This window comes from Paracoccus sp. P2 (genome assembly GCF_046335115.1).
Lineage (GTDB): Bacteria > Pseudomonadota > Alphaproteobacteria > Rhodobacterales > Rhodobacteraceae > Paracoccus > Paracoccus pantotrophus.
The window spans coordinates 28501-41767 of the sequence record NZ_JBGOSN010000021.1; the positions used below are offsets into that span (position 1 = coordinate 28501).

The window sequence follows — 13267 nt, forward strand, 5'->3', positions numbered from 1 at the left end:
GTGCGGGGGCAGTCGGCCCCCGCGTCGCAAGGATGCAGCCGGGATGGGCATGGACGAACTGACCGAACCCCTGACACAGGGCAATCGCCGCGCGCTGTCCCGCGCGATCACGCTGATCGAAAGCACCCGCCCCGACCACCGCGCCCGCGCCGTCGCGCTGCTGGCCGAACTCCCCGAGCGGCAGGCGCTGCGCATCGGCCTGTCGGGCACGCCGGGGGTCGGCAAGTCCACCTTCATCGAGGCCTTCGGCAAGATGCTGACCGCGCAGGGCCTCAAGGTCGCGGTGCTGGCCGTCGATCCCAGCTCGGCGCGCTCGGGCGGCTCGATCCTGGGCGACAAGACCCGGATGGAGACGCTGTCGCGCGACCCGAACGCCTTCATCCGCCCCTCGCCCTCGCGCGCCGAGCTGGGCGGCGTCGCCCGTCGCACCCGCGAGACCGTGCGGCTCTGCGAGGCGGCGGGCTTCGACGTGGTGCTGATCGAGACGGTGGGCGTCGGGCAATCCGAGACCCTGGTGGCCGAGATGTCGGACCTGTTCATCCTGCTGCTCGCCCCGGCCGGCGGCGACGAGCTGCAGGGCGTCAAGCGCGGCATCATGGAAATCGCCGACATCATCCTGGTCAACAAGGCCGATGGCGATCTGCGCGAGACCGCCATGCGCACGGTGGCCGATTATGCCGGCGCGCTGCGGCTCTTGCGCAAGCGCCCCTACGACCCCGAGGGCTTTCCCAAGGCGCTGCCGGTTTCCGCCTATACCGGCGAGGGGCTGGACAAGGCCTGGACCAGCATGACCTGGCTCGCCGACTGGCGGCGCGAGCACGGGCATTTCGACGCCCGCCGGGCCGAACAGGCGCGGCACTGGTTCCTGTCGGAACTGCGCGCCGGGCTGCTGGCGCGGCTCGACCGGCCCGAGGTGCGCACCCGGCTGCGCGAGATGGGCGACGCGGTGGCGCGGGGCGAAAGCGACCCCGATTCGGCGGCGGCGCAGATGCTGGACTGGCTGGGCGCCGCCGAATGCGACACGCTGATCGCCGGGCGACAGGCGCATGAGCGCCGGGCCTGACCCGCAGGCCGATCCCGGCGCCCTGCTGGCCGCACTCCTGGGCCCGCCGCCTGGGCCGGCCGAGCTGCTGGCCGCATGGTTCGACACGCCCTTGGGCCGCATGATCGCGGTCGCCGACCAGAAGCGACTGCACCTGCTGGAATTCCTCGAACGCGCGGCGCTGCCGACCGAGTTGCGCCGCCTGGCCGCGCGGGGCCGCATCGGTCCCGGCCGCACTGCCGTCACCGACCGGACCGAGGCGCGGATCGCCGGCTATTTCGCCGGCGAGCGGGCGGCTTTCGACCTGCCGCTGGCCCTGCACGGCACCGATTTCCAGCAGCAGGTCTGGCGGGAATTGCAGCGCCTGCCCGCGGGCACGACCATCAGCTATGCCGAGCTGGCGCGGCGCATCGGCCGGCCCCAAGCGGTGCGTGCGGCGGCGCGGGCCAATGGCGCGAACCAGATCGCGGTGGTGATTCCCTGCCATCGGGTGATCGGTTCGGATGGCGCGCTGACCGGCTATGGCGGCGGGCTGTGGCGCAAGCAGGCGCTGATCGCGCATGAATCCACGCATTTCGCGGGATGAAGCGCCGCACCGGCAGGGAACGGCCCGGCGAAAACGCTTGACGCGCCCCCCGTCTCGCTTTATTCCGCGCAAACGGATTTCCGGGCGCTGCCACGCGGCGCCCTTTCATATTGCGGGCAGCCGCCCGTGCAGGATCGAATCGAAGGAACAAGATCATGTCGCGCGTTTGCGAACTGACCGGCAAGGGCCCGATGAGCGGCAACAACGTCTCCCACGCCAACAACAAGACCCGCCGCCGGTTTCTGCCCAACCTGAACGAAGTGTCGCTGCTGTCGGAAAAGCTGGGCCGCAGCTACCAGCTGCGCATCTCGGCCGCGGCGCTGCGCTCGGTCGATCACCGCGGCGGCCTGGACGCCTTCCTGGCGAAGGCCAAGGACGCGGAACTGTCCGACCGCGCGCTGAAGATCAAGCGCGAGCTGGCGAAAGCCTGATCCTTCCGACCGTGGCGCCGATTCGGGGCCGGTCCCATGCGATGCGCCCTGCCGGCAACGGCGGGGCCTTTGCATATCCTTGCGGCCAGCACCCGAATGCGCCGGAGCCGCCCCCCGCGGGTCGGCGGCACCGTTCCGCATGATCCCCAGGGCCAGCGGGCATATCCTTGCCAGCCCCCTCCCGCCCGGCATTGACGGCGGCCGGGGCAGAAAACGGCAAGCGGGCTTTTCCAGACGAGGCTGCGATGGCTGATCCGGTTCGGGAACAGAAGCTCGGCTCCCTGACCGTCTTTTCCAATCACCCCGTCCTCGATCAGTTCGCCCGGGACATGCTGGCCGGCATCCGGGCAGAGAACCTGCCCGCCGCCCGGATCAACCTCTATGTCGGCATCCATCGCAAATTCGGCCCCGCCCTGTTCCGCAGGGGGCTGCGGCTCGGGCTCCAGACCGAACATTACTTCGACGAAAACGGCCGCACGATGTGGAGAAAGCCCCGCCCCCGGCGGTTGCTGAAACAGCTGCTGTTCTATCACCTCATCCTGGATCTCAGCCCCGCCAACGCCCCCTATTACCGATGGCTTCCCCGCTTCCTGCGGCGCCGGGTGCTGTTCGGCCCGCATGTCTTTCCCTGCCGGCCGGTGCCGTATCGCGCCGGGCAGCGCCCGCCGGTGTTCTTCGGCGCCATCAACGACCGCAGGGCAAAGATCCTGGCCGGGCTGCCCAAGGATCATTGCGACCTGCTGTCCGAGACCTATGGCACGGACCTGCACAAGGCCATCTGCGACAGCCGGGGCGTCGTCAACATCCATTTCGCCGATGGTATCTATACCGAATATCCGCGCCTGCTTTCCTCGTATCTCGCCGGCAAGCCCGTCCTGTCCGAGAAGCTCGGCGCCGAGTTGGTGGAGGGGCGGGATTACGGAACGCTGGGCCAGGACCACACCGATCACCAGTTGCGCACGATCTTTTCGTCCTTTTGCAGCGGATTTGCCGCCCGCCACCGGCTGACGGATTTCCTGCGCCGGATCGCCGGGCCGTAGCCCCTCCCCCACGCGCCGCCCAGGCGGATCAGGCCGTGAAAGCCGGTGAATTCGGACCCCGGCCATGCTATCATCGTTCCAGCCGGAGCGGAGGGCTGGGCATGATCGGCGAGGATGTTCGCGGCGGCGTGGCAATCGGCATGCTGCTGGGCCTGGATGAGGGGCGGCCGCTGGTGGTCTTTCCCGGCAATCCCTCGGCCCAGGCGGTTCCGGCGCGCAGCTTGGTGCGCTTCGATCTGGGCGACATCGGCGCCGAGCTTGCCATCCTGTTCGAGGATGGCGACCCGACCCGGCCGCTGGTGATCGGCCGCATCGTCGGGGACCGGCCGCCCGGCCCGGTTGCCGCCGTCGATGGCGAGCCGTTGCGCATCACCGCCCGGCAGCGGATCGAGTTGCGCTGCGGCAAGGCCTCGATCGTGATGGAGGCGGACGGCCATATCACCATCCGCGGCACCTATCTGGTCAGCCATGCCTCGGCGGCGAACCGCATCCGCGGCGGCTCGATCAACCTGAACTGATGTATCCCCCCGCCCCTGCCCTGCCCGAGATCCTGCGCCAGCACGCCGAGCAGGCGGCCTTTCTGTGGACGCTCTACGACCGGGCGATGCTTTTCCCCGAGGAAAACCCCGAGATGGACGCGCTGCGCATCGCCCGCCTGCTGGAGCGGCTCGAGGCGCATCTGGACGGGCTGCGCCTGGCCGGCGCCGAGGGGCGGCACATCGCCGAGGCGCGCTTTGCCGAATATCCCGAGCCGGGCGAGCTGTTCGTGCTGCGCATGCTGCAACCCGGCGCCGAGGGGCTGCGGGTGGCCGGGCTGGACCTGGACCGGGTCCGGGCCTATCTGGCCGGGCGGCTGGGTCAGCCTTCGGGCGGAGTCCCGAGGAAGGACATGTCATAGCCCTCGGCCCGATAGCCGTCACGATAGGTGATCTCGATGCCGCGCCAATGCGTGCCGTCGAACTGGAAGACGAATTCCCCGGCATCGAGGGTCAGCCAGCGCGGCGTCGCGTTCAGCCGGCAGACATAGCCCAGTTCGGCGACCGGAACGAAGGCATCCCCGGCCAGCCGGTGCAGCCCGAAATCCGAATCGCTGAAATAGATCTGGTCCCGGAAGCAGGCGATCGACAGGATGTCGCTTTCGATGCCGGTGGCGATCAGGCGCAGTTCGCTGTCCCGAAGCTCGGCAGCAAAGCCCCCCTCTCCGCCGACGAATATCCTGTCGCCAACCTGCCTGACGCAGCGGAGCTCGTCGCCGATGCCCAGTTCCACCGCCTGCCATTCCCGGCCTTGCGCGCGCAGGAACGTGCCCTTGCCCCCGACGGCATGAAGCGTCTCGGCCGATGTGCCGTGCATGGCATAGATCGTGCTGTCGGTGCCGGTGGCATCGCGCGACCATGCCCCGCCGGCATCCATGCGAAAGATCTCGCCCCGGTTGCCAAAGACGAATGCCGGGCCGTTCTCGAGTACGAACGCATCGCGCAGGAACGAGGATTCGATCCGTGCCACCCGCCAGCCCGAGGCATCGCGGCTGCGGACATAGCCCCCGATCTCGACAAGAACCTCGCGCAGATGCGGAATGGCGTGGTAGCCCATGAAAAACTGGTCCGCCACATGTTCGACGCGCAGCTCGAAGCTGGTCATCGAGATGTCGAGCATGACCAGCTGGCCGATCTCGTAATTCGGGTCCGAAAGCCGGCAAGCGACGCGGATGTCGTCGGTCGCGATCTCATAGGCGTTAAGGGAGCCGATGGAAATCAGTTCCGGCGGAAGCTCGGTGGCCGAGCTGTATTCGTGCTGTCTGGTCATACGCGTAACCACATTTGCTGAGGATCTGGGCTGACTTCCCAGGCGATCGGATCCTTGACGGCCTTTTTCGCCGAATTGCCTGGATCTTTTTCCTTCACTGCGCGGTCCAGGTATTCCATGAAGGCCGCGCGCAGGCATTCCATGATGTTTTTCTTTTCCTTGTCCGTCTTGCCCTTGGCGCGGGGGTCGTTGTCCACGACCGCCTGGGTGCAATCGTCGATGGATTCGCTGAGGCTGGGCGTCTGCGTGCGCTTTCGGATCGCGTCGTTGCATTGAAGCGTCTTGGCATGGTGGGGCGAGCCTTCCTTGCTGCCCGTGCCGGACTTGAACTTGCCGCCGGGGCCTTTCTGATAGGCCTGCATGCAGATGCAGGGGGCATCCTCCATGTTGTAGTTCTCGAAATGGGTCGCGGTGGTCTTGCCCCGGCTCCATTGCAGGTATTCGTTCTGCACGAAATGTTCGGATTCGTGGCCCTCGGGGCAATCCTTGTCGCCGTGGCGGTGCAGCTTGAAATCCGCCAGCACGGTCTTGCAGTCGAGCCGGTTGGGCGAAAACTTGCAGATCTCGGCCCAGGGCGGCGTCTGCCCGCCCGGCGAGGCGTGGTTATGCGTGGCAAGGTCGGAAAAGCGGATCACCGGCTCGCCGTCGAATTTCACGTCGTTCGACCATGAGGTGAAATATTTCTTGCCGGTGTTCTTCGAGGTGATGATGCCCTTTTTCGCCGCGCAGCCCGCCTCGGTCCCCGAGGTGCGGCTGACGTCGGACTTGTTCTTGATGTTCACCGTCTTGCCGCAGATGAACACCGTCCCGGTGCCGTTCTCCGTGTCCGAAGCCATGCCGAAGCTGGGATAGGGCACCGGCACGCCCGGCGGCGTCGCCGGGTTCTCGGGCGGGGTGAAGCAGGTGTCGGGAAAGGCGGCGATGGTCTGGGCGTTGACCGCCTTGCCGCTGATCTCCAGCCCGTTGGCGAAAACCCCGCTCATCGCATCGCCGCCGTGGCAAGGCGGTCCTCGGCCGAGACGCGCCGGGCCGGGCCCCGCGCCTCGTGCAATACCGCCGCCCCACAGGCGCCGTCGTCGCCCGAGGCCTCGACCAGCACCGGCGAGCCCGGCGCATAGCCCCGGCGCACGGCCGCCAGCGCCATGCCCAGCATGGCCGGCACCACCGCCGCGCCGATATTGCCCAGGCTCTCGGCCGGGCTCCACAGATCCTGAAAGGCGGTGCGGCCGCGTTCCAGCCGCAGGGTCATCAGCGCGGCCTGGCGAAAGAAATGCTGCTCGCCCGGCAGGTCCGAGATGCGGTATTCGACATGGGCCAGGTCGGTCTCGGCCTCGGCCAGGGCGGCGCGATAGGCCGCGGCCATGCCGTCGCCGCGCAGGGGCAGGTCCGACCCGTCCTCGCCCCGGCCGTTGCCCAGGAAGGCCGCCTCGCGCGCCAGGCCCAGCCCGGTCAGCCGCAGGGCGCCGCCCGGCCCCAGCAGCACCGCCGCCGCCGCCTCGCCGGGGATGAAGCCGTCGGCATTACCGTCCTGCAGCAGCCGCTCCAGCCCCGCGTAATGCGCCAGCGCCGGCCCGGTCAGGTAGCTGTCAAGCCCCAGCAGCAGCACCCGCCCCGCCTGCCCCGTGGCGATCATGCGCCGCGCCCGATCGAGCCCGACGAAGCCCGAAGGGCGGCCATGCGCCACCACATGCGCCCGCCGCTCGGGCAGGTCGAGGATCCGCGACAGCATGCGCAGCAGCGCCGAGGGGTCTTGCACCGGGCGGCCGGGGCGGCCCTCCTCGGCCAGGCACAGGATCAGCGCGGCCTCGGCGGCTGCGGGCTCCTGGCGCAGGATGTCGGCGACGGCACCGGCGGCCAGATGCGCCATGCGCCGCTGGCCGATCCAGTTGCGCGGCAAAGGCACCGGCGCGCCGATGCGCCAGCCGCCGGGTGCGGTAAAGCGCGTCTCGGCGAACCCGTCCAGCCGCGCCCGCATCGCCGCCGCCGACGAGGCCCAGTCGAGCCCCACCGCCGTCACCATGCCCGCCGCCAGCACGCCGATCATGGGCCATCCTCCCCGCCCCCGCCCTCACCCAGCACGGCGGGCAGACGGATATAGCCGCGCCCCTCGCGTTCGGCCCGCAGCATGGCGGCGGTCGGCTCGCCGATCCAGGCGCGCGAGAACTCGGCGATGGTGCGGCGGATCGGCACCTGCACGCGCCAGCACAGCATCAAGACCCGCGCCTCGGCGTCGATGGCCAGCGTGTCGGGCAGCGCCACGGTGTCGAGGCAGCAGTCGCGCCCGCGCCAGACCCGGAACGGCAGCCGGGTGTCGGGCAGGCGGAACGCCTCGCGCCCGCGCGGGGTCAGATGCACCAGCACCACCGGGGTAAAGGGCGCGGGCGGCGCGATCTGCTGGTCGGGCGGCGCCATCTGGTAGTAACGCTCGTCGAAGTCCCGCGGCAGGAAGGGCGCGGTTTCCGCCGCCCAGCGCTCGTCATAGGTGCCGCCATAGGGCAGGCGCAGCGGCCAGCCGCGGCCGTAGGGCCCCAGCGCCATCGGCTGCCAGTCGCCATAGGGCGAGGTGATCTCCTGCCCCGGCGCCTCGGTATTGGGCAGCGCCAGGCCGGCCGGGCTGCCGCCCGAGGCGGTGGCCCAGCCCAGCCCGACCGGATTGGCGGCATGGACCGGCACCTCGGGGCCGGGCGGGCGGCTGCGGTCCGGGCCGCCGAAGGCGGTGTCATAGGAAAACGGCATCCGCGTGAAGGGATAGGGCCGGGTCGCGGCAATGGCCGGCCCCAGCGTGCGCCATTCGCGCTGGCCGACGACGTCGAACTGCTTGGACCAGTTGCCCACCGCCAGCCCCACGCGCAGCCGCTCGACCGGGCGGCCGCCGGGGGCATGGGCGGCGCCGTTCAGCACCACGTCGCAGAAAGGCTTGCGAAAGGCGAAATCGCTTTCCCAAAGCGGCGCCGAGAACCCCGGCGCGCCGGTATATTCGTCGGCCATGACCAGCGGGCGCTGGTCCTTCAGCGGCAGGGGCGGGTCGGTTTCACGCTCGGGAAAGGCGAAGCTGCCCTTGACCACCAGCAGCATGTAGGCCTGCCCGGCCACATCCATGCCGGTCCCCATCTGATGGGAAAAGCCGGTCTGGTCCAGGATCTGCACGGCGCACCTCAGTCAAGGGCATAGGCAAAGCCGTCCGGCCCGCCGGTCACCGTCACCCTGCCGATGCCGCGCCCTTCCAGCCTGGCGTCCAGCACCCGCCGGCTGAGTTCGGGCAGGATCGCGCCGGTCAGGATGGCGTCGATCATGCGGCCGCCCGATTCGACCTCGGTGCAGCGGGCGCAGATCTGCTCCATGACGCCCTGGCCGATCACCAGCTCGGCCCCATGCGCGGCGGCCAGCCTGCGGCCGATGCCGGCCAGCTTCTGCCCGGCGATGGTCTCGATCATCGCATCCGAAAGCGGCAGGTAGGGGATCGTCACCAGCCGCCCCAGCAGCGCCGGCGGGAATACCTTCAGCAGCGGCGGGCGCAGCGCGGCGGACAGGCTGTCGATCTCGACCCGGCTGCGGCCGGCATCGGTCAGCGCCATGATCTCGTCGGTGCCGACATTCGAGGTCATGAGGATCAGCGTGTTGCGAAAGTCGATCCGCCGCCCTTCGCTGTCATCCATCATCCCCTTGTCGAAGACCTGGAAAAAGATCTCGTGCACGTCGGAATGGGCCTTTTCCACCTCGTCGAGCAGGATCACCGAATAGGGCCGGCGCCGCACCGCCTCGGTCAGCACGCCGCCCTTGCCATAGCCGACATAGCCCGGCGGCGCGCCCTTGAGGGTCGAGACGGTATGCGCCTCCTGGAACTCGCTCATGTTGATGGAGATCAGGTTCTGCTCGCCGCCGTAAAGCGCATCGGCAAGCGCCAGCGCCGTCTCGGTCTTGCCGACGCCCGAGGGGCCGCAGAGCATGAAGACGCCCATCGGCTTTTCCGGCGCGCCAAGCCCGGCCATGCCGGTCTGGATGCGGCTGGCGATGGCGGCCATGGCATGGTCCTGGCCGACCACGCGCTGCGCCAGCAGGCCGGCAAGGCCCAGGGCGCGCTCGGTCTGGCTGGCCAGCATCCGGCCCAGCGGGATGCCGGTCCAGTCCTGGACCACCGCCCCCACCGCCAGCCGGTCCACCGAGGGCAGGATCAAGGGCCGCTCGCCCTGCCGCTCGGCCAGTTCGGCCATCTTGGCGCGCAACAGCGCCAGCCGCGCGGCGGGGTCGGGATCGGGGTTCGGGGCTTCGGCACCCGCATCAGCGGCCGGCGCGGCCCCGACGGATGCATCGGGCGCGGCCTCGGCCGCAGCCCCCTCGGCAGCGGCCTGCGCGGCGGCGCTCTCCGCTTCAGCCTCTGCCGCGTCCGCCCCGGTCTCGTCCAGCGCCATGCCCTCGCCGCGCAGCTCGGCCCGCAGGGCCAGGATGTCCGAGACCAGCGCCTTTTCCGCCTCCCAGCGTTCCAGCGCGGCGGCCCGCTCGGCCTCGGCCGCGGCGCGGGCGGCATCGTTGGCGGCCTGGCGTTCAGTGGTGTCGATGCCGATCGCGGCCTCGCGGGCGATGATGCCCGCCTCGATCTCCAGCGCCTGCAAGCGGCGCTCCAGATCCTCAAGCTCGGCGGGCGTCGCGTGCTGGCTGACGGCGACGCGGGCGCAGGCGGTGTCGAGCAGGCTGATCGCCTTGTCCGGCAATTGCCGCGCCGGGATATAGCGATGCGACAGCGAAACGGCGGCGCCGATCGCCTCGTCCAGGATCTCGACCCGGTGGTGCTTTTCCAGCACGCCCGCCACGCCGCGCAGCATCTCGACAGCGGCGGCTTCCGAAGGCTCCTCGACCTTCACCACCTGGAAGCGCCGGGTCAGCGCCGGATCCTTTTCGATATGCTGCTTGTATTCGGCCCAGGTGGTGGCGGCGACGGTGCGCAGCTCGCCCCGCGCCAGAGCCGGTTTCAGCAGGTTGGCGGCATCGCCCGTGCCCGCCGCACCGCCGGCGCCGATCAGCGTATGCGCCTCGTCGATGAACAGGATCACCGATTTCGCCGAGGCCTGCACCTCGTCAATCACCGATTTCAGCCGCTTCTCGAACTCGCCCTTGACGCTGGCGCCGGCCTGCATCAGCCCGATGTCCAGCAGCCACAGATCGACCGCGGCCAGCTGCGGCGGCACGTCGCCGCGCGCCAGCCGCAGGGCAAAGCCCTCGACCACGGCGGTCTTGCCCACCCCGGCCTCGCCGGTCAGGATCGGGTTGTTCTGCCGCCGCCGCATCAGGATGTCGATGATCTGGCGGATTTCCGGGTCGCGGCCGACCACCGGGTCGATCTTGCCGGCCCGCGCCCGCTCGGTCAGGTTGGTGGCGTATTTCGCCAGCGCCCCCTCGGGCGGTTTCGGCACATTGGCCGGCGCCATCTCGGGCGGCTCCGCCGCCTCGGCTTCGGCCGAACCGGCCAGGATGCCGGGCAGGTCCGGCGCCATGCGGTCGGGGTCGATGCGGCCGAACTCGGGGCTGATGCGCAGCAGCAAGCCTTCCAGCACCGGGGTCTTGAGGCAGGCGATCAGGATGTCGCCCGAGCGCACGCGGTCGGTGCCGCCCTCCAGCGCGGCCAGGGTCCAGCCCTCCTGGATGGCGTGGAAGATGTGGTCGGAGAACTCCTCGACCGCGCTGGCCCCGCGCGGCAGGGCGTCCAGCGCGCGGGCCAGGTCGCCCTCCAGCCGGGCGCCATCGGCCCCGGCCGCCTGGGCGATCAGCGCCAGGTCCGAATCCGGCATCCCGGCCAGCGCGGCGATGAAATGCACCAGTTCGACGTAAGGGTTGCCGCGCGCCTTGGCATTGCGCGCCCCTTCGGAAAACGCCCGCAGGCACAGCGGGTCCAGCCGGGCGACCAGTTCCTTGCGCTTGACGGTTTCCCTGGATCCTCGGGCGGGGGCGCGGGGCGTCACGGTCGTCATCCTGGCCATCCTTGCAAAGCTGGCAAAAGAACCGGAGCGATAAAACGGGCTTGCCACGGGCAGGCTCGGGGGAAATGATCCTTGGGAAAGTGTATTTCAAAACCGCGACTTTCGGAAATCTTTTCGCAAGGAGCCGGCCATGGCCAGCCTGCCGCAAAAGGGAACGTCGCCATGATCCCGGCCCTGCCGGGGGACATCTTCCACGAGGGCCAGGTGCTGAACAACACCTGGACCGTCGAGGGCGTGCTGGGCCGCGGCGGCACCGGCGAGGTCTATCGCGCCAAAAGCCTCGTCACCGGCCGGGTGGTGGCGATCAAGGCGCTTTCGGCCGGCTTTTCCGGCGACGAGGGCTATCTGGAACTGATGCGCCGCGAAGAGGCGATGCGCGACATCCTGCATGATGCCGTGGTGCGCTACAGCGACTGCTCGCGCACGCCCGAGGGCCATGTCTTCCTGGTCATGGACTTCATCGACGGGCCGGCGCTCTCCGAGGTGATGGCCGAGCGGCGGCTGGGGATGCGCGACTTGCTGATCGTCGCGCATCGCGTGGCCGAGGGGCTGGTCGCCGCCCATGCCCGCGGCGTGGTGCATCGCGACCTGTCGCCCGACAACGTCATCCTGCGCGACGGCCGGGTCGAAGGCGCGACGGTGATCGACTTCGGCATCGCCAAGGACACCGCCGCCGGCGCGCATACCGTGGTCGGCAACCAGTTCGCCGGCAAATACGAATATGCCGCGCCCGAACAGTTCGACGGCAAGGCCGAGCCGGCCAGCGACCTTTACGCGCTCGGCGCGCTGCTGCTGGCGGCGGCGCGGGGCGAAGTGCCCTTTGCCGGCGCGACGCCCGGCGAGATGATCCGCCGCAAATCCGAGCCGCTGGACGTGACCGGCCTGCCCGAGCCCTTGGCGGGGCTGATCCTGTGGCTTTCGGCACCGCGGATCGCCGAGCGCGCACCCTCGGCCGCAGCGGTGGTGGCGCGGCTGGATGCGCTGCTGAAGGGGGCCGAGGCCGCGCCGGCCCGCAAGGGCGCCGCACCCCGGCCGCAACCGGCGCGAAAGGCGGGTGGCGGCGGGCGGATCTGGCTGATCCTGCTGCTTCTGGCCGTGATGCTGTCCGGCGGGTTCTTTGCCGCAAGGCCGCTGCTTTTCCCCGCCCTGCCGCTGGTCCAGCCCTGGCGGCTGGAGGCGGCGGGGGGCGAGGCGCCGCACCTGTCCGGCCCGGCGCCGGATGCGGCCAGCGCCGCGCGCATCGCCGCCGCTTTTGCCGAGGCCGCCGGGGCCAGCCCACCGCAGGACGCCCTGGCCCCGGCGCGCGGCATGCCGGCGCCGGGCTGGGCCGAGGCGGTCGAGCGGCTTTTCCCGGCGCTGCAAGGGTTGCAGGGCTGGACGGTGCTGGTCACCGACATGCGCGCCGAGATCGCCGGCAGCGCCGCCACCCCGGCCGAGCGCGACGCCATCGCCGCCCGGCTGGCCGAATGGGCGCAGGCCTCGGGGATGGATTTGGTGCCGCGGCTTGCCACCGCCCCCACCCTGCTGATGCCGGCCGATCTGGACGCGCTGCTGGCCCGCGCCGCCAGTTGCGGCCCCTTGACCAGCGACCTGTCCCCGGGCGGCGCCCCGCCCGGTGCCGGCGTGGCGATCCGCGGCGCCCTGCCCGATGCGGCCGCCGCGGCGGCACTGGCCGAGGCGCTGCGCCCGGCCCTGGGCGAGCGCGCCCTGCGGCTGGAGATCGAGACGCTCAGCCCCTCGCTCTGCCGGATCCGCGCCGCGGCGGCGGACCTGCCCGAGGGCGGCATCGGCATTCGCCTGGCCGAGGCAGGCCGGCCCGAACCCTCGCTGACCGGGATATACCGCCCCGGCGACAACCCGGTCGCGGACGTGCTGGTCCCCGCCGAACTAGCGGCGACGCCCGGCGCCGAGCTTTGGGTCGCGGTCGAGGAGACCGGCAAGGTCTTCAACATCCTGCCCAACATGACCGATCAGGAAACCCGGCTGGACCGCATCGGCCAGCCCGAAGGCGCGCTGCGCCGCGTGCGCGTGCTCTGGCCCGCCGAGGAGGCCGCCCTGGGCCAGGGACGCATCGCCTTTCGCGTCAACGACCGCGATTTCGGCAAGGCCGGGATCTTTGCCTTCGTGACCCGCGGCCCGCTTTTCGACGAGCGCCGGCCGGGCGACGAATCCGCCGCCGCCTTTGCCGAGGCGCTGGCGGCGCGGCGCGCGGCCGATCCCCAGCTCATCCTGGCCGCCACCCAGCGCGTCCTGGACCTGCGGCCCTGACGGCGGATGGGCCCGGCGCGCGTGCCGCAAGGGGCATATCGGCCGATCCGCAGGATTTCATTGCGCAAAGCCGCAGTCCATGAGATGATTTTCCCATTTCGAGAAGAACATAATGCGGCCTT

Annotated in this window: 12 protein-coding genes; 7 read left to right on the forward strand and 5 right to left on the reverse strand. The window is 70.3% G+C overall.

Going from position 1 to position 13267, the window contains the following annotated elements; all coding sequences use genetic code 11:
- Positions 1-49: 49 nt before the first annotated feature.
- The 6 genes from meaB (at position 50) to ACDP63_RS14380 (ending at position 3997) form a co-directional block, all read left to right on the forward strand.
- Positions 50-1063, forward strand: coding sequence for a methylmalonyl Co-A mutase-associated GTPase MeaB (meaB, locus tag ACDP63_RS14355; RefSeq protein ID WP_114669430.1), 1014 nt, complete (start codon positions 50-52; stop codon positions 1061-1063).
- On the forward strand, positions 1047-1628 hold the full coding sequence (locus tag ACDP63_RS14360; RefSeq protein ID WP_051419622.1) for a methylated-DNA--[protein]-cysteine S-methyltransferase: 582 nt from the start codon (positions 1047-1049) through the stop codon (positions 1626-1628). Before meaB ends, ACDP63_RS14360 begins: the two co-directional genes overlap by 17 nt.
- A 155-nt stretch (positions 1629-1783) precedes the next feature.
- Positions 1784-2059 (forward strand): 50S ribosomal protein L28, encoded by a 276-nt coding sequence (gene rpmB / locus ACDP63_RS14365; RefSeq protein WP_011748713.1) that lies wholly within the window; start codon positions 1784-1786, stop codon positions 2057-2059.
- Positions 2060-2304: 245 nt separating this feature from the next.
- A complete protein-coding gene (locus ACDP63_RS14370) occupies positions 2305-3099 on the forward strand; it encodes a hypothetical protein (protein WP_024844256.1) in 795 nt (264 codons plus the stop codon).
- Positions 3100-3200: 101 nt separating this feature from the next.
- Positions 3201-3617 (forward strand): DUF6484 domain-containing protein, encoded by a 417-nt coding sequence (locus ACDP63_RS14375; RefSeq protein WP_024844257.1) that lies wholly within the window; start codon positions 3201-3203, stop codon positions 3615-3617.
- Positions 3617-3997: a hypothetical protein gene (locus ACDP63_RS14380; RefSeq protein WP_024844258.1), complete on the forward strand. Its 381-nt coding sequence runs from the start codon at positions 3617-3619 to the stop codon at positions 3995-3997. The genes ACDP63_RS14375 and ACDP63_RS14380 overlap by 1 nt, the downstream gene beginning before the upstream one ends.
- Here the strand turns inward: ACDP63_RS14380 and ACDP63_RS14385 are convergent.
- Genes ACDP63_RS14385 through tssH form a run of 5 tightly spaced genes read right to left on the reverse strand, consistent with a single transcriptional unit; the run spans position 3958 to position 10868 of the window.
- Positions 3958-4905, reverse strand: a complete 948-nt coding sequence (locus tag ACDP63_RS14385; protein ID WP_024844259.1) for a hypothetical protein — start codon at positions 4903-4905, stop codon at positions 3958-3960. The two genes, ACDP63_RS14380 and ACDP63_RS14385, sit on opposite strands and share 40 nt — an antisense overlap.
- On the reverse strand, positions 4902-5888 hold the full coding sequence (locus ACDP63_RS14390; protein ID WP_024844260.1) for a DUF4150 domain-containing protein: 987 nt from the start codon (positions 5886-5888) through the stop codon (positions 4902-4904). Before ACDP63_RS14390 ends, ACDP63_RS14385 begins: the two co-directional genes overlap by 4 nt.
- The gene (locus ACDP63_RS14395) at positions 5885-6949 is read right to left on the reverse strand and encodes a 3-oxoacyl-ACP synthase (RefSeq protein WP_024844261.1); all 1065 of its coding nucleotides are present in this window, start codon (positions 6947-6949) and stop codon (positions 5885-5887) included. Before ACDP63_RS14395 ends, ACDP63_RS14390 begins: the two co-directional genes overlap by 4 nt.
- Complete coding sequence (locus tag ACDP63_RS14400) at positions 6946-8052, reverse strand: DUF2169 domain-containing protein (RefSeq protein ID WP_024844262.1); 1107 nt, start codon at positions 8050-8052, stop codon at positions 6946-6948. The genes ACDP63_RS14395 and ACDP63_RS14400 overlap by 4 nt, the downstream gene beginning before the upstream one ends.
- 8 nt (positions 8053-8060) lie before the next feature.
- The gene (tssH, locus tag ACDP63_RS14405) at positions 8061-10868 is read right to left on the reverse strand and encodes a type VI secretion system ATPase TssH (protein ID WP_024844263.1); all 2808 of its coding nucleotides are present in this window, start codon (positions 10866-10868) and stop codon (positions 8061-8063) included.
- A 171-nt stretch (positions 10869-11039) separates the two neighbouring features.
- On the opposite strand from tssH, the gene ACDP63_RS14410 reads away from it, so the two are divergent.
- Positions 11040-13145, forward strand: a complete 2106-nt coding sequence (locus tag ACDP63_RS14410; protein WP_028710308.1) for a serine/threonine-protein kinase — start codon at positions 11040-11042, stop codon at positions 13143-13145.
- Positions 13146-13267 lie beyond the last annotated feature (122 nt).